This window comes from Tenacibaculum xiamenense (assembly GCF_964513065.1).
Classification (GTDB): domain Bacteria; phylum Bacteroidota; class Bacteroidia; order Flavobacteriales; family Flavobacteriaceae; genus Polaribacter; species Polaribacter xiamenense.
This window is the reverse complement of the sequence record NZ_CAZEQU010000034.1, coordinates 1-17,706: the sequence shown is the minus strand read 5'-3', so window position 1 is coordinate 17,706 and position 17,706 is coordinate 1. Positions and strand designations below refer to the sequence as shown.

Sequence of the window (17,706 nt, the reverse complement as noted above, 5' to 3'; positions counted from 1 at the left end):
CATGCACTAAAATCGGACACTTATTATTAAAAAAGTTACGACTACGGGAAACCGTAAGAGGCTTTAAATTCTTTTTTTTATGTTCGCAAAGTAAAGAGAAAGCACAACTAAAAAATTAACTATATACTACGAATTTAGGTCTCCATTATTTAACTGTAACACTCAAAAACCTCTTTTCTTAATATAACAATCTTACTTTTTAGCAAAGCTTTTTAAACAAAAAACTAAATGGATAACAAAACCTAAAAGGTCCAGTTATCAGGGGATATAACCTGAATAAAAATTATATTTATCGAGGTATAACTAGTTGTAGAGTATTTAAAAACAGAAAATGGAAAATAATTCTGACGAGAATAAAGAAACAAATGTAAAGGCAACCATAGATGCCGTTGCAGGATTAGCGAAAGCTATACCTATCTACGATGATGCGGTTCAACCTGCAGCAAAAGAAGTAGGAAAAGCTCTAGGAACTGTTGCAAAAACAGTGAATATTGCTTTAGCACCTATCAAAGTCCTAGTTTGGGGATATGAGCAAATTGAGAATTTCGTAAATGAAAAAGTATCAGACAAATTAAAGAATACGCCTGAGGAAAGGATTACTACGCCTCCACCTGAAGTAGTTGGACCAGCTTTAGAATCATTAAAATTCACAGGTCATAATGAAGATTTAAGGAATTTATTTGCTAATCTAATTGCTAACTCAATGGATTCGGCTACCCTGAAGCATGCTCATCCAGGATTTGTTGAGATAATAAAGAACATTTCCTCTGAAGAAGCGAAAATGCTTAAGCTTTTTAATTTAAGACAGACAATGCCATTAATTGATGTACGGAACGAATTCAAAGATGCCAGAGGCGGCACAGATGTAATTAAAAATTTATCCCAAATCGGAACCTTAAGCGGATGTGTAGATGATAGCCTAACTCCAAGCCTTCTAGATAATTTATGTCGATTAGGGTTACTTGAAATCCCATCGGGGAGTCACTTAATAGATGATAATCTATATACTCCTTTGGAACAATCGCCAAGAGTACAAGCTTTAAAAATTGCAATAGAAAAGAATGAAACCAAGAAGATTGGGTTCACTAGAAAATATATCACTCTAACGACATATGGAAAGCAGTTTTGTGACACTTGTGTGAAGGATAAATAACACTCTACAACAAGATGTATAGTGCATACCCTTCGGGATACGCACCATACACAGACCGTTGTGCAATATTGAAGAAGACGGATGAAACCATATAAAAGAATATTAAGACCATCGAACGTGAATTCGGATAACTTTGGACATTTTCACTTAGTAGACGATCGAAACTGTGTTGAAAGATTTCAACTTGTTCACGCATATCATATTATTGAAAGTGATTTCAAAAAATTATTCGATTATGTTGAATTAAATGACTCTAATAAAAGTACATTTTCTCATCGCATTTATGAATTAATTTTGAGAACGTGTACAGAGTTTGAAACTAACTGTACTGGTATTCTTGACGACAATGGTTATACCAAAAGTGGTAATCTAAATATAACTGACTATTTCAAAATTAATGAAGCATCCAAGCTGAATGAATATGAAGTTAGATTAAATGTTTGGTCACCAAATCCATTAACAATTAAACCGTTTATGGATTGGAATTCAACTTCATTTACAAGTTTATCTTGGTATCAAAATTATAATAGCGCAAAACATAATCGTAATGCAAATTTTCATTTGGCATCACTTGAAAATTTAGTTAATTGTATGGCAGGATTATATGCTGTTCTTGCTTCTCAATTCGCACATCATATTTTTTCCCCTTATCAAATAACTGAGTTCTATTCAAGAGATGATGACGGATTTATTTCTGTTGATTCGAGTGTTTTTTCTATAAAAATACCGAGCAATTGGAATACTTCGGATGAAATAATTTTTGATTGGAACACTTTAAAGAACGATACAGCCCCATTTGATAATTATACATTTTAAAAACATTACACAACAAGGTATAAACTGCATTAAAACGCATTTTATACAGAACGTTGTAGCTTATTAAGAATGACAAAAATAAATCAAGATATATATAAGTTATTTTTAAAATACGGGAGTGAATGTCTTTGGACTAGTGACTCTCGAGTTTCTAGACCTAAAGGAACATCAACAGAAACAGATAAGATGCTTACTATATTGGAAGCAGTTGATCACAGATTAGAAATGATAGCAACTGGAAACTATAGCTCGGAAATAGTAGATGACTTCAAAAAAGAAATTGAAGAACTTAAGACAACAATATCGAAAGATGTTTTTGAATTAATGAAGAAAACTTACTCATAGAGATTTGGAACATTTAGCCACATATAGCACTTTGAATTTAAAGGATTTTTGTAGTAGACTTAAATTCATATTAGATATGCCTGATTTTGTATATGACTATGAGAATGAAACTGAATGGGGAGAATCCAAAAAAGGTAATCTGACTATAAATGTTAGTAAACCTTTTGAAATTGGGACACTTCAAGAATGGGATGATACAGTTCCTGATAAGTGTAATTTTGGGATTTCCATGACGAAGGAAAATATTGCTTTAAATGAGATTAGACGAATTGGACAATTAATTGCTGATGAATTTAGGACATCAGTTTATTATCACCGAACTTGGATAGAGCCAGGAAAGAATATTAAACGAGAAATTGAAATAAAAAAAAGCTACAACACTATATAAAATGCATTAAAACGCATTTTACACTTAACGTTATGAGTTATTAAAACAAATTAAATGCCATTTTCTGAAAAAACTAAATTAGAGGCTAAAAAAAGATCTGCTTTTAGATGTTGTATCTGTCATAAATTATTTGTGGAAATTCATCACATTATTCCTCAAGCGAAAGGAGGTTCTGATGATATTGAAAATGCTGCTCCTCTATGTTCATCTTGTCACGATCTTTTTGGAGGTAACCCCGAAAAAAGAAAACAAATTAGAGAAATGCGAGATTACTGGTGGAAATTAATGTCCGTTAGACAAGAAAAGCTATCTCAAAGTCCTGATTTAAAAGATTATTGTTTAATAGATGAAGATCCTGATAGAATTAATCAACTTCATACTAAACATTCAGTCATTTATCACAATATTTTTAAAGAGGAAGGTTTTGAAAAATCAGCGGAAATATTATTTGACCTTTTATCACACTCTATTAAGGATTCTCCTAATAAGAAAAGAATTCTATTCTTAGATATAGAAGGACATTTAAATGAAAATGGTGGATTTGACCACGATATGTTTGAGCTACAATATCATTTCATACTTAATATAATCTTACCATTTATAAGTGAATGCTATACACCTTTAATATCTGTCAAAAACAATAAACCACAAAGAAAAGATATTCCTGAAGGGATAAAGATTTTTGAGGATAAAGGAAATAATTTATCCGATATGATTAAATCTGATGATGATTACGAGATTTACTTAGCAGATAACAATAGATGGATTAGTAGTAAAAAGAACAATTCATAACACTATATATAACAAATAGGGCGATTAGTCTTTAATTGAAAGGTCGTTGTCTATTTACAAAGTTGCCAAATCTTTTGATTTGGTATTAAAAGAGAAAAATTAAAACAAAATAAAAAGATTTGGATTGTGGTTAATCCGAAAAGTTAGTGTCTTTTTGCACGCCACGTTTCATACACAAGTCCGTTCTCTGCAATTAAAAAACTGAATGAAAAATTATAATTTCCAAATACTTTCTCCTTACGAGTTTGAAATACTATCTAGAGATTTGCTCCAATTACATTTAGATGCGTTTTTGGAATCATTTGGAGAAGGACAAGATGATGGAATAGATTTAAGATGCTCTAAAGGTGAGTATATAGTTGTTCAAGCTAAAAGATATAAAAACTTCAGTTCTTTAGTATCTAATCTTAAAAAAGAACAAATAAAGGTCGAGAAACTTAAACCCGAAAGATATATTTTAACCACCAGTTGTTCATTATCTCCTGCTAATAAGGAAATAATTAGGAAATTATTCAAACCTTATATAAAATCCAATGAAGACATACTTGGAAAAGAGGGTTTAAACAATCTTTTAACAAAATTTCCATCCGTTGAAAAGAACTTTTACAAACTGTGGTTAGCAAGCGTTGATGTATTAAACAACATACTAAATGGCCAAGTAGTTAACCAATCAAAGTTTTTACTTGATGATATTCAAGAAAAAATTGGAGTTTACGTAGAGAATAAAAGTTTTGAAGAAGCTCTTACAGTAATTAAATCAAATAACTATGTTATAATATCAGGCTCTCCAGGAATTGGAAAAACTACCTTAGCTGAAATGCTTGTATTCCACCTTTTAAGTAAAGGAATGGAAGAGTTTGTATTTCTGTCAGATAGCATAAACGATGGCTATAAATTTTACAATGATAATAAAAGACAGATTTTCCTTTTTGATGATTTTTTAGGAAGAAACTTTCTTCAAAATACTTTACCAACAAATGAAGAAAAACAAATTTTACGCTTTATTAATAAAATACAAAAGTCTTCAAATAAAGTATTAATATTTACTACAAGAGAATATATTTTAAACCAAGCAAAACAAAAATTTGATGTCTTCGAAAAGGACTTATCTAAATGTGTCTTAGATATTTCAAAATATAGCACATTGGTAAAAGCGAAAATACTCTATAATCATCTATCTATTAATGAAATGCCATTTGAATATGTTGATGAGATCATTAAACAGGGATATCTTTTGAAAATAATAAAACATACAAATTATAATCCTCGTATAATTGAATCTTTTACTCAAAGAAAATTGTGGGAAGAGACAAAAGCAAGTGAATTCCCTTCAAAATTAATTAACCTCTTTGATGCTCCTTTTTTGGTTTGGGAACACGTTTATGAAAATCAAATTTCATCGATCTCGAGAATAATTCTCAATTCCATACTTATATCTGGAAGTAAAATTGAATATGACCAATTATTCAAACAGGTTAAAGTTTATATTGAACAAAATAAAAATAGTTTTGACTTCACTATAAACAATCATAACTTTAAATTATCTATTCGCGAATTAGAAAATTCACTTATTCAAATTAATAAAAACCACGACGGTAGTTTGGTAATACAATATCAAAACCCTTCGATTCAAGATTTCATTGTTAGCTATATAAATAAAGATAAAGTTGCAAAAAAATATCTTATAAATTCATTACACTTTTTAAAACCGTCACTTAATATTTTCAGCTTAAAATCAGATTTATTTTCAAACCAAAAAATCATATTAGATAAAACCTTATTAGAATATTTACAGGAGAAATTATTAGATAGATTTATCAAACTTGAAATTGATTCAAAACTCCCAAAATATTCTAAACCTAGCGAAGATGATAATTACATTATAAAGCTCTTCTTAATTTTTGATTTTTTTAAAAGTAAAAGTGATACTCTAAAAGCTTTCATTCAAAATAAATTTGAAAATATAATATACTCTGAAAATATTACCAACAGATCCATATACGAATTCAGTCAACTACTTATTTTGTTTTACGATACTGAAAAATTTGATTCTGAGAGAATATTATTGAACATATCAGGATGTTTTTGGGATTACGATGATTTAGGTTATTTATATGAAATAAAAGGGCTATTTGAGGAGGAATTTGAGAATTACGAAGAGAATGGAGAGGATATTATTTATGAAATAGTTTATGATATCACCTATGGAATAACAAATACTGATACTGATGAAATAGAAGATTTAAGGAATTATATTGATCAGTTAAAGTCAATAGAAGAAGATTTTCATTACAGTTTAGACAATCGAATAGATGAATTAAAAACTAAAATCAGACGAATTGAAGAAAAAGAGTTTAGACAGCAAGATAATTTTTACGATGAATTTCCAGATGCATATTACCCTCAAAGAGTAAGTTATATTGATGGAAGCCTATCGAACTATATATCAAATCAAGAAGAAAAAGAATCGCGGAGTCAATCTTATGAAAAACCAAGAGATGAAACCGAAATAATAAATAACCTTTTCAAATCTTTAGAATAACTGCAGAGAACAATGTATAAAAAACATATGGCTGTTTTGGCTTTCCCAACGGTTTGAGTTTGTTTACCAAGTCACCAAATATAAAATTTAGCATTTACGAAAAATGATAAAAGCAAAATATTTATATTGAGCTAAGTAATAAACCGAAACGATAGTGCTTTTTAACTGCCTACGTTTCTTATGCTAAACGTTAGCCATAATTTAGAGTGAAAAAATCGAATCCTATCATAAAATTAGTTTTGAAAATCACTGCGATTGTTTTTAGTGTAATTTTTTTTATATCTATCGCTAATTGGTTTTTTGGTTACATTGGTTATAATAAACATAAAATCAGAAGGAATAGTTGGGGGAATAAAAATGAGTCAGAATATAGAAAAGTATTTATGAAAGATTTAAAAACAATTTCAAATGTGAAATTAGACTCGTTTAATATTTTTATAGAAAAAGGTTATAAATATGGTTTCTTCTCAAGTAATCAAACAAATTTATTGACTGAAAAAGTTAAATATCCTTATCAAATTTCACATACTGATAGAACAAATAATAGTAAAACTTCTTATTCTTTCATAAATCCGAGAGGAAGAAACTATGATGGAATTGACTCTGTTGGTTATCACAAGGAAATCTATCTTAAAGAACCGAAAATAAAAGATACATTAAAAATGAGCGTTAGGAAATTTCGAATGATAAAAGAAAATGGAAAAGACAAAGCCATTTGGGATTCAATAGGCTATATTAAAGTATTTGAAAAATAAAAAACTATGGCTAACAACGTATCCTATGAAAAATAATTCTCAGTTTTATTAGGTTATTAAAATACTATTTTCTTTTTAGATTAGCTCATTACTCCTTGATTTTATGACCTACCAGTTTTCAATACTTCAATAGTAAGAAAAGCCCACTAAATCACTTTTTCCCGTCGAAAACACCAAATAAGTCGAATTTTGTTTATTACAATAAAAAAACTACTGAAATACTTCAGTAGTTTTATATTACAAAAGATACGGTTTATATATAAAATCTAATCGGGTTGTGGCTGGCATAATCCAATATGAGAACCGAATCCTTTATCACAATTTCCTGATGCACAATGGCTATCTCCATTACATAAACATCCATTATGGAACTTTCCAGAATGACAGCTACGAGCGGCACCTCCATGAATACTTTTTTGCTCTGCTTTGCTTATTTTTTTTCCTATTGTTAAAATTTGTTTTTTCATTTGCTATAAGTATTAGTTAATAATTTATAACCTCAGATTAACTTATAGTGTTTTAACTATTAATCCGAGATTTAAAATGTTAGGTCGTGTTTTTATTAGTTCTTTTAAATCTAAAAAATTACAACCTCGCATTAGTTTTTGATTTTAAAAGCTAAAGTTAGAATTGAAAAGACCTATGCTGGTTGACACATTCCAATAAATGCAAACCATCCTTTTCTACAGTATCCTGATGCACAGTGACTATCATAGTTACATAGACACCCAACGGCAAATTTTCCTCGGTGGCAGCTAGTCCCTCCCCCTGGATGTTCAGCACCTCCATAAATACTTTTTTGTTCTGCTTTACTTATTGTTTTTCCAATTGATAAAATTTGTTTTTTCATTTGTTATAAGTTTTTGGTTATTAATGGTAATGACGTCATCTTAACTTCATGGATAAATATAGCTACACAGCTATTTCTATTAAAAAAGTGTTGGGTACAAAATGAAATTTTATAAGGTTGATTTTTAGGGTTGACCCTAATGTGTTTAATTCAGCGGTTGATTATGGCTAAATTAGATTAAGTAGGTAAAGAAGAACAACATGTAAAAGTTTCTAGCTTTTTAATATTCGAATTCCTACAGCACTACAGATTTCGATTTTTCTATGGCTTCATTTCTGTCTCGTACATTCATCTTGTCAAAAATATTGTGAACATGACGTTTTACAGTTCCAATACTTATAAATAATAATTCTGCAATTTCTCGATTTGAATGTTTTTCTTCTAACAATAGCAATACATCTAGTTCTCTATTACTTAAGTTAAACTTATTATGGATTCGTTTCCCTAATGTTTTACTATTATTGATATGTGATATCATAAAATTAAATACATCAGTATATGCTGTATTTTCTTTAATAGCATCCAAAAACACAGTTACCATGGGTAACTCTCTAATAAACATTTGAATTACCCCTTCTTTCTGAACATACCTCACTGATTCTACAAAAATTGAGATGGCTTTCTCTCTTTTTCCTTGTTTATACAGGTTTATAGAGTTTAACAAAAGTGTTTCAGCATACATTCCAAATCTTTCTCTTTTTAATTGATTTTCCCCTAACCAACTCAATATCTCGCTGGCATTTTTATAATCGTTTGAGCGTATTAGGAAACGAACCAAAACTGTCGCTTGTATTTCTGTTAATACATTAAAAATATGTTGGTTAATTTTTAAATAGGGCGCTGCCCAATCTTTAATTTTAGTAGGTTCGTTTAATCGCAAAAATAAGTCCGCTTCAATTGCATCTACTTCCAGCTTCCTAATTGGAATACTTAGTGCACTTCCTAGTTCGTTTGCTTTCTTAATCGTATGAAATGCCTTATTTTTTTCTTTCTTGGCACCGTATACCTGACTTAAATACATTAACCCGTATAACGAACTCATAGTTTCTCCTCCTGCTAACCCTAAGTCAACACCTTTTTTTAAATATTCTTCTGCTTTTTCAATACGATTCCATAGATAATACAACCTACCCAGCCCCACATAATTATAAGCATTAAACCCAAAATTTTGAGCGTTAAACTCTTGCACCAAACTCAAAGCTCCATTGTATGTTTTTTCAGCCAAATGAAACTTCCCTCCTGCCATTTCATTTTGACCTTTATAAAATATTGAGGTAATAGCACCGTATAAACTTTTCCCTTTCAAGCTATCGTAAATGGCAATATCATAAAATTTAGAAGCCTTATGTATATTACATTCAATATAATGGCTTACCACAATATTATAGGCTATTGTTCCTCTTAAAAATAATTCGGAATCAGGAAATTCGCGTAAAGCTTGTGTACAATAATCAATCCCAGTAATTGTATCACCAAGGTGGGAAGCAATGAATCCTTTGATAGCCAATATATGAATGTGAATTGTAGGATATTTTATGGCTTGTTCTGGCTTTTCCTGTAATTCTTTACTGATTTCATTTAAATGATTATCAATCGACGTCATGTCCATTTGTTCACTAAAAATGTATATCCAAGCTAACCATACTTTTACCATGCATGAAGATATTTTATCCATAGTAATTCGTTCAAACCAGGAAAACAAAAGACTTAACTCTCCATTTAAAATTAATGGCAACATGGATTCTTCAATAAGATGGTTGATCAATTCATTGTCTCCCGATTCAAATGCATAGTTTATAGCATTCTCAATATCTCCATTGTCAAAATACCACTTAGCCGCTCTTTTAAAAAACATCGCCGCCTCTGATGGGTTTTCTTTAAGAAATTCATTTTTTAATAGTTTTCCGAATAAATGATGGTATCGATACCAATTGTTTTCATAATCTAGACCTATTAAGAACAAATTGGCTTTGTTTAGCTCTTTTAAATACTCTTTCCCTTCCGATATAGAAAGAATATAGTTCATTATTTCACTATTGAATTTATAAAGCAAAGAACTTGCGTACACAAATTTTCGAGTCGATTCATCTAAATTTTCCAATATCTCTTCTACAATATACTCCGTAAGATATTTTTCAGATAATTCGATCTTTTTTGTTAGAGCGTTCTCTTTTAATCGCTGTCCTGAAAGTGCTAATAATTGAATGCTTACAATCCATCCTTCCGTCTTTTTTTCAATAAATTCAAGTTCATAGCTATCAATGGTTATTTTCCCATTGTTTTTAAAGAAAAAAGCTATTTCTTCCTTGGTAAAGGCTAAATCTTCCTTTGTAATTTCAACTAACTGTCTGTTAACTCTCAATTTAGAAACTCCCAAACCAATGTCTCTTCTACTTGTTATTATCAAATGAAAATTGTCTGGTAAAGTACTCGTTAACAACTTCATTACTGAGTTTATTTCTGTGATATCTATGATATGATAATCATCAAGAACAAGTACTATATCCTCTTTAAATTGTTCTACATTATTGATCAGTTTTGATAGGAATAAATGCGTATCAAAGTTTGAACTCATAAAAAAAGGATCCATCCCCTTTACCAATACCGCATCAATTTTTAACAAGGCTCCCAAAACATTTTTTAAAAACGTAGCTACCTGCCTATCTTTCTCATCTATTGACAACCAACATAACCGGTGTTTACATTGATGCCCCCACATGGCAACTGAAGTAGATTTACCATATCCTGCAGGAGCGTTAACTAGGGTTACCTTTGCTTGCAAACATTTTTCTAACAAATCATTTAATCTCTTTCGAATGATGGTGTCTTTTCTTTTTGCAGGAATATGAAATTTTGTAGTTCTGAGGTTTCCAAACAGTTCAGTAGTTAGTATGTCAGTATTCATAAAGGGTTGGTTAAAAGGGTATAAAATCACAAGAAATATAAGATTTCTCTTTGATATTAAGCATCAATCTTTAAGACTACATGATTATATTTCGTCACTTATGGTCATACAAATGAAACGGTTAACCATGTTTATTATTCTATAAAGGGTTATTTACTCTTTCGTTGATCGGAGAATTGATTTATCAATTATTGAGCACTCCATGCATTAATGCAGCTTCCTTTTTTACCTCAACAAAGTCTTCCTGCACTGGTGCAATGCTTATTTTAACACCAACAGTACCTTCTCGCACTGGTGTAATGCTCTTTTTCACATCGACAAGGTCTTCTCGCACTTGTGTAACACTCGTTTTAATGACAACAGAGTCTAATTGCACCGGTGTAATGTTCTTTTTAACATGAACAAAACCTTCTTGTACTGGTGTAACGTTTGTTATAAGGACTGAATGTTGAAAAATAGTTATTGATGGCGAGTCATAATTCATTGTACGTTAAAAAAGCTCATAGTTTAGAAGTCCATCTAACAATAATCGAACAATATCCATTATATGTAAACCTCTCAAAAACGAAACATTAAATATTAAAATTCAGGTAGTTACGGAAAACCGTAAAGGAATTTAAATATTTCTTTTTAAGTTCGTAGGGAAAGAATAAAGCAAATCTAAAAACTAACGAGAATACTACAAAAAGAAGTGAAATATCTGACTTGGTATTTGTGTCATTATTAAACCAATTAATAGTCCGTAAATTTAAATATCTTAAAAAGATACACTTCTACATTTCTTCTCTAATACACTCCCCTTTTTATATAGATATTGCTTTTCGAATAAATAGATTCAGAGGATAACTATATATATAGTTATCCAACTATACATAACGAATAACCAGTATGCCGTAGATATATAACTAGTTGACGGTAAGTTTTGATATATTATAAATTAAAATAGCAAACATGAACAATTTGGATAAAATACTAAATGTTGCAACCAAAATTAGAACCCCCCTCTCAATTGCCGGACTCATAATTATAATTTTATATTTGATTGTAAGACAAATTTTAGATATGCAAATTTTCACAGAAGTAGGAAAGGAAAATTCTTTTTTACTTATAAATTCTATTCTAGATAAAATATTCTGGCTTGCATTAGTCTCATTAATTCTTGGAATATCCAGTTATCTAATTACAATTTTGATTAAAAAGAAATCAAGAAAAACATCGAATGTAAGTATAATAGATTCTAGTAATGATGAAAAAATGAGTAATTATATTGAAACGACGGAAACCAAAGGTGTAAAAATCATAAAGCCCGATGATAAAAATTGATGATATTTCTAAAGAGTTCAAATTTCCAGTAATTGATTTTAAACTACAGAATAGTGGAAATGCTACAGCATTTCTCTGGCAATTTATAATTGATGTAAAGAAAATTGAATTGGATATTACACCCAGTTTATCTTTAGAATACAAAGTTGTTCCAACGGATAAAAGGGATAGTTTTTTTCATGAATCATTATTGGGTAATTTAGAAATAATTGCTACGAACAATGGATATGGAGCTGCGTTGAATTGCAATATTGAAATTTCTCATCCAAAATTAGAAGATTTTTTTTCAAAATCTGAAAGAACATTTATTGGACAAATTGATTCTGGTGAAAGCAAATCGATATTAACACTACCTGGAGACAAACTTTCAGCAATTTCAAATGAGTATTGTATAAATGAAATCAGTGCCTTTATAAGTTGTTATGATTTACTTAGTAAATCGTATAAAGATAAAAGTTATGTAAGGAGCGACTATGGTCATTGGAACAAGCTCAGAGTAACAAAAAAAGGATTTTTATTTGAATATGGTTTTTATCAAAAAAGTGCACTAATACCGAGCGAGATTTATTGTGTAATTCTAGACCCAGAAAAAAACGTTCAACAAAGAACATATAAAATTTCGCGCGAAATTAAAGCTGGCGATATTGATAGATTTCATATAATGATTGGATGTTCTAAATCTGCCCAAATTGAGTTGAATTTTCAATTCACTGTTGATAAAGATAACATTATAAAATCTAACGATTTCCAAATTAACATCTGGAATCCATTGAATAGCAAGACTTACGATAGGTATTATACCGATGGAGATGTACTTAAATATGAATTCGAGAAAATGAATCAAAAAAAGGATAAACAGGATGACTTCGAATTATCTCAACTAAAATGGAAAATAGAAAGTTTAAATAACAATAGTACTTTCCCCTTTTACGATAAAAACAAAGAAGATGACGTAGATTGGTGGTAAATAATCAAAAAAACAAACCAGCTGTATACATGATGGTGTTTAAGTATTAGTTATTTAAATTATAAAACGAAAGTAAAACACAAATAATGGTCAGCGTAAAACTCAGAGATCTTTTAAATAAAACTTCCACCTATTTTTAGCAGCTGGCCTTCCAACCTCTTCCCATCCCTATATGAAAAAATGTAAGCAATGCAACACTTCAGAGTTTAAAATTTACCCAAATAGATTATGCCAAAAATGCTTAAGTTACAATAAAGAGTTGTTTCTTTTAGAAAAAGGGGTAAAGCCAACTATAAGTTCCGATGAACTAATTACTGAATATATAATTAAGGAAAAATCTATCAATCAAATTGCTAAGGATAAAAACTTAAAGCCTTTTCAAATTAGAAAACTACTCACAGATTTTTTAATCCCAGTAAAATCTCAAAGTGAATCAAAAGAAAAGAAAATCGACGAGAAGATTTTCAAAAAACTAACTGCAAGAAGTGCATTCTTGCTTGGATATATTTATACAGATGGAGACTTAGTGCTTAATAAAACTACCAAAAAATACTTTCTTCGAGTTTATAGCAAACATAAAACTCAGATAGAAAAAATAAAAAAAATTCTAAAAAGTGATGCCAAAATTCAATATAGAAAGGAGAAAAGCTACAACAATTTCATTCAAGGCGGAGTTTACTTCATACATGTAGGTAATCAAATAATTATCAATGATCTGTTAGATTTTGGGCTTACCCTTACCAAAAATGAAAATGTTACGTTCCCAAAAATACCTAAAAACCTAATTAACCATTTTATTAGAGGCTGCTGGGCTGGAAGTGGAAATGTGACTACATATAATGGTCGGGTATTCTCATCACTAACTATTGGTTCGATTAAATTTATGACCGAAATAGAAAAAACGCTAAACTTAAATGGTCTAAAAATTAGAAACATTTACAAAAATTCACATTCGAAAAAACCTTCATATAAAATCAAGTACGCTCATTCAGAAAGTGAAAAATTATACAACTATTTGTATAAAGGAAAATCCACTTTAACAACGAGTGATAAACAACAAATTATATATACCAAATACTTCAAACGTAAATAAAATTATTCAAGTTAACATAAAAAATACTATACCTTTCAAATAACAATTACTCAGAAAAATCTAATTTCCCCAAAGAGTTTCTCTCTATATGATAGGGATGCCAACTGAATTTACCAATAAAATTAAGCTAACATCATTTCTTAATCTTGATTAAGAAGTTTCTTTTTTCTTCAATCTAACTTTGTGGTAAATAGAAATACAAAAAGAATGGATAAAAAAGTAATTTTAGAATTTAAAGTAAAATCAGAAAAGGTTAAAAAACTAATGGATTTTCTCGAAAAAAATTTAGAGAACGTAAGAACTTTTGAAGGTTGTTCGCAAGTTAAAGTTTATTACAATACAAATGATAAAAAGATGATATTCGATGAAGTCTGGAAGAGTGTTGTACATCATCAAAAATATCTAAATTTCATTACTAAAAATGGCGTTATGGAGGAGCTAGGATCATTTCTTGAGTTTAAACCTGAAATAAAATATTTTGACATTGTCAATTTATAAAATGAAAAAACATTCTATTTTTCCAGTTTAAATCTAACAGATAAAAAATAGCGATTTAGGTGAAAACCTGAATCGTTTTTGTATTTAATTATGTGTATTTCTTTACGAAAGGCTAGTATACATAACTTAACAACCAATAATAATTTAAAATAACTTGTTGTGTTTTTCGGAAGAAAGTTAATCCATTAGGTACTTAAAAGTAAACTTCTTTTGTTTAACTCTGTTTTAGAACGTTGAGTTAAAAATTAAATGCCTCGATACAATTTTTCTTCCTTCTCATCAGAAAAATCACTCGACATGACAATATAATTTTATCTCAAAAAAAATAGAGCCATCTCTTAACGACTCAACACCAAACACTTATACCCAAAAACCACACGCAAAAAACTCGATTTTAATCAGTTAAAGAATAAACTACAATAGCTGCTTTTTATTTTTTTAAGTTAGACTATTAACTAACCTAATGGATTTAACACAGTCGTTAATCATTAATAAGTGATGAAGAAAGCATGTGTTTTATTCGTATAAAAACAAATAGTATGTCAAATACACAATTACCACTAGGTATCAATGCGTGGATATTTTTAAATGAAGATGAACCCGCAGGAACTAATTATAACAGTCCCACAAGCTGTTTTCAATCATTAATTAATTACAAAGTTTACGATTCTATCAACCTTCTTGGTATTGCTTTTTTCGAAGTTGTACATAATTCTAATGGATCTACCATTCAAGTTGGTAACGCAACTCACCCTGGAAATTCGGAAAATCCAAATGACTCTTTGAGTAATCAACAATATTTGGAATATGTTTTAAGAGATGCTCGTGAGGTTAATCCTGATATCAAGTTTTTAGCAACAATGGTATATTCTGGAAATAACACCTTAGCATCTGTTTTTACTCCTGGCGGAAATGCTCAAGACGAAGCCACTGCATTTGCAAATAACTTAGTTACTTACCTAAAAGCAAATGGCATGAATGGCTTAGATGTGGATTGGGAGGGTGATGTATCGGCAAGAATGACACAGACTCAATTTCAAATTTTATTTTCAACTATAAGAAGTGTTTTTGATCAACAATCGGAAAAATTCTATTTAACAATAGCTCCTGCATGGTCTAGTTCAACATACGATTTTCCAACACTTAATAGTGCTTTTGATGTAATTTCACCTCAATTTTATGATGGAACTCCATTATCAAGTTTCTTAAATGTGGGAATGTCTCCTTCTAAAATTGGTTATGGAGCGCAATTTGAACCAGGTAATGCAGTTCCTAATGCAAGTGCACAACAAGTATGGGATACAGTTTCTGCTGGTTTCGATTATCAAGGTAGTCATTACAATTACCAAGACATATTTATGTGGCGTCTCAACTCTGGTAATTTCCAATTTGAGCAAGGACAACTTCTAATTCTTTCGGAACTGGCTTATCCTGAAACCAACAATAGCTTTGATGACTCGGATGTTGTTTTTGCCTCGGGAAGCCCGAACATTAGTCAATTAACAGTAAGATCAGGAGATGTATTAAATGCTGTACAAACTGTAAATACTGGAACGGGAACTTATAACACAGGAACACAACCCCCTGGTACCGATAAAGGTGTATTTACTTTATTACAGCATGGTGGAAACAGCGGTGCAAGTCAAACAGTTAATATTCCTTCTAATGATCCTATTGTTTCAATTTCTGGTTACACAGGTGTTTGGTATGGAACTCCGTGTGTTTTACAGCTAACACTTACTGGGCAAAGTGGAACGACCTATGGTCCTTTCGGTAGTATGGCAGGAGCAACCAGTAAAACCCCATTTACTCAAACAGGACCAAATGGTCAAACGGTTGTTGGTTTTAAAGGATCAACCGTAGGTGTAACATTGGCGGGAGGAGAATACACTAATATCATTGCTAATTTGGATGCAATTTTCTCTATACCAAACTCGGTTCAAGCAAGATCAAAAGCTGCTGAAGCTCATTAATATTTTAAGAAATAGTTACGAAATTTAGAAAAGTCTATTTGTAAAATCATCAAGACTTTTCTATTCTTCGAAAAACCAAACCTTATAATATTATTATAAAAACACTACCGTAAACTCTACATAAATGAGTTTACGGTTTTCGTATTTGAGGCGGTTATACATATTCAATGTTTTTAAGTAATTTCACATTTAAAAATAGGTCGCCATGGACGAACAAATGAAAAAACAATTAGGAATAGAAGAAAACAAACCTGTAGATTGGTTCGAAACACTTTATTCTGAATCTAATGAAAAAGGTAACGGTGTCCCATGGGCAAATATGGCTCCGCATCCTGTATTTCAGTATTGGATAGATAAAAACTTAAATATTGGAACAGGGAAAACCGCTTTAGTTGTCGGTTGTGGTATGGGAGATGATGCCATCGAACTTGAAAAAAATGGTTTTAAAGTTACTGCCTTTGATGTTTCTTCCAGTGCTATAGTCCTTTGTAAAAAGCGTTTTCCAGATTCTAAGGTTACTTTTGTTCAAGCCGACTTGTTAAAAGAAATTCCCGAATGGCATCAAAAATTTGATTTCGTTTTGGAGATTTTTACCATTCAAGCGCTTCCTCCTAAATATGAAGATATTTTAATCAAAAATATTGCTGATTTCGTTGCTCCAAATGGACAACTTCTCGTTGTTACGGAGGTACAAAAATCAGAACGTGACTTTCAAAATGGACCGCCTTGGCTTTTGAATGAGAGCTATATAAAATCATTTGAGTCTCATGAATTAAAACTTATTGAGCATTCTAATTCTTTTGAATCTCATATGTGTGGAGAATTGCATTTGAGTTTGTTTCAGAGATAATTTGGGCTTTCTTTTTATCTTAAAACGACTGTCCTTTTGAATAATATTTTTTACCGAAAGATTTCTCAGTCCTGCCGTCCTTCGAAATGACTCATTTGTCACTTCGAGTGAAATTTGATGCAGTAAAACGAAATGAAATTTTGTATCGAGAAGTTTTTAATAATTCGAACTTTTAACTTGTTCTCGATACGATTTCAATCTCATCACCCTTCGATTAAAATCACTCGAACTGACAGTGTTGTTTTTAATATTGAATTCTTTACATTATCATTTCGACCAAAGGGAGAAATCTCAATAATCAAATGAACATAAAATAGAGGTGAGATTTCTCAATCCTGCCGTCCTTCGAAATGACTTAATTGTCACTTCTGTAAAGGTTAACTAATTCGTTGACAAAATTTTATATTTTGCCATGCGAATAAATACAGATGATTTAACATTGGTTCGAAGTTATTT

The 17,706-nt window shown here is 30.4% G+C and carries 17 protein-coding genes; 13 read left to right on the top strand and 4 right to left on the bottom strand.

Annotated elements, in window-relative coordinates:
* The first annotated feature begins 331 nt into the window (after positions 1–331).
* The 7 genes from ACKTTV_RS14805 to ACKTTV_RS14775 all read left to right on the top strand — a co-directional run bounded on the left by ACKTTV_RS14805 (position 332) and on the right by ACKTTV_RS14775 (position 6,791).
* Positions 332–1,153, top strand: coding sequence for a DUF4393 domain-containing protein (locus tag ACKTTV_RS14805; protein WP_408031637.1), 822 nt, complete (start codon positions 332–334; stop codon positions 1,151–1,153).
* Between the two features lie 81 nt (positions 1,154–1,234).
* Entirely contained in the window at positions 1,235–1,969 is a 735-nt protein-coding gene (locus ACKTTV_RS14800; RefSeq protein WP_408031636.1) for a hypothetical protein, read from the top strand.
* A gap of 69 nt (positions 1,970–2,038) precedes the next feature.
* The gene (locus ACKTTV_RS14795; RefSeq protein WP_408031635.1) at positions 2,039–2,314 is read left to right on the top strand and encodes a hypothetical protein; all 276 of its coding nucleotides are present in this window, start codon (positions 2,039–2,041) and stop codon (positions 2,312–2,314) included.
* Positions 2,315–2,390: 76 nt separating this feature from the next.
* Positions 2,391–2,702 carry a hypothetical protein gene (locus ACKTTV_RS14790; RefSeq protein WP_408031634.1) on the top strand — a complete coding sequence of 104 codons (312 nt, stop codon included), beginning with the start codon at positions 2,391–2,393 and terminating at the stop codon, positions 2,700–2,702.
* Between the two features lie 54 nt (positions 2,703–2,756).
* Positions 2,757–3,494: an HNH endonuclease gene (locus tag ACKTTV_RS14785; RefSeq protein ID WP_408031633.1), complete on the top strand. Its 738-nt coding sequence runs from the start codon at positions 2,757–2,759 to the stop codon at positions 3,492–3,494.
* Between the two features lie 205 nt (positions 3,495–3,699).
* Positions 3,700–6,036 (top strand): nSTAND3 domain-containing NTPase, encoded by a 2,337-nt coding sequence (locus ACKTTV_RS14780; RefSeq protein WP_408031632.1) that lies wholly within the window; start codon positions 3,700–3,702, stop codon positions 6,034–6,036.
* A 383-nt stretch (positions 6,037–6,419) separates the two neighbouring features.
* Entirely contained in the window at positions 6,420–6,791 is a 372-nt protein-coding gene (locus ACKTTV_RS14775; RefSeq protein WP_408031631.1) for a hypothetical protein, read from the top strand.
* Between the two features lie 266 nt (positions 6,792–7,057).
* Here ACKTTV_RS14775 and ACKTTV_RS14770 read toward each other — a convergent pair whose 3' ends face one another.
* The 4 genes from ACKTTV_RS14770 to ACKTTV_RS14755 form a co-directional block, all read right to left on the bottom strand.
* Entirely contained in the window at positions 7,058–7,258 is a 201-nt protein-coding gene (locus ACKTTV_RS14770) for a hypothetical protein (RefSeq protein ID WP_408031630.1), read from the bottom strand.
* 173 nt (positions 7,259–7,431) lie between these two features.
* Positions 7,432–7,641 carry a hypothetical protein gene (locus ACKTTV_RS14765; protein WP_408031629.1) on the bottom strand — a complete coding sequence of 70 codons (210 nt, stop codon included), beginning with the start codon at positions 7,639–7,641 and terminating at the stop codon, positions 7,432–7,434.
* A gap of 235 nt (positions 7,642–7,876) precedes the next feature.
* Positions 7,877–10,546 carry a LuxR C-terminal-related transcriptional regulator gene (locus tag ACKTTV_RS14760; protein ID WP_408031628.1) on the bottom strand — a complete coding sequence of 890 codons (2,670 nt, stop codon included), beginning with the start codon at positions 10,544–10,546 and terminating at the stop codon, positions 7,877–7,879.
* A 184-nt stretch (positions 10,547–10,730) separates the two neighbouring features.
* The gene (locus ACKTTV_RS14755) at positions 10,731–11,030 is read right to left on the bottom strand and encodes a hypothetical protein (protein ID WP_408031627.1); all 300 of its coding nucleotides are present in this window, start codon (positions 11,028–11,030) and stop codon (positions 10,731–10,733) included.
* A 467-nt stretch (positions 11,031–11,497) separates the two neighbouring features.
* On the opposite strand from ACKTTV_RS14755, the gene ACKTTV_RS14750 reads away from it, so the two are divergent.
* The 6 genes from ACKTTV_RS14750 (at position 11,498) to ACKTTV_RS14725 (ending at position 17,250) form a co-directional block, all read left to right on the top strand.
* Entirely contained in the window at positions 11,498–11,869 is a 372-nt protein-coding gene (locus ACKTTV_RS14750) for a hypothetical protein (RefSeq protein ID WP_408031626.1), read from the top strand.
* Positions 11,856–12,836 (top strand): hypothetical protein, encoded by a 981-nt coding sequence (locus ACKTTV_RS14745; RefSeq protein WP_408031625.1) that lies wholly within the window; start codon positions 11,856–11,858, stop codon positions 12,834–12,836. The genes ACKTTV_RS14750 and ACKTTV_RS14745 overlap by 14 nt, the downstream gene beginning before the upstream one ends.
* A gap of 172 nt (positions 12,837–13,008) precedes the next feature.
* Complete coding sequence (locus ACKTTV_RS14740) at positions 13,009–13,929, top strand: hypothetical protein (RefSeq protein ID WP_408031624.1); 921 nt, start codon at positions 13,009–13,011, stop codon at positions 13,927–13,929.
* Between the two features lie 207 nt (positions 13,930–14,136).
* Positions 14,137–14,427, top strand: a complete 291-nt coding sequence (locus ACKTTV_RS14735; protein WP_408031623.1) for a putative quinol monooxygenase — start codon at positions 14,137–14,139, stop codon at positions 14,425–14,427.
* A 539-nt stretch (positions 14,428–14,966) separates the two neighbouring features.
* Positions 14,967–16,400, top strand: a complete 1,434-nt coding sequence (locus tag ACKTTV_RS14730) for a glycosyl hydrolase family 18 protein (protein WP_408031622.1) — start codon at positions 14,967–14,969, stop codon at positions 16,398–16,400.
* 205 nt (positions 16,401–16,605) lie between these two features.
* Entirely contained in the window at positions 16,606–17,250 is a 645-nt protein-coding gene (locus ACKTTV_RS14725; RefSeq protein WP_408031621.1) for a class I SAM-dependent methyltransferase, read from the top strand.
* Positions 17,251–17,706: the final 456 nt, after the last annotated feature.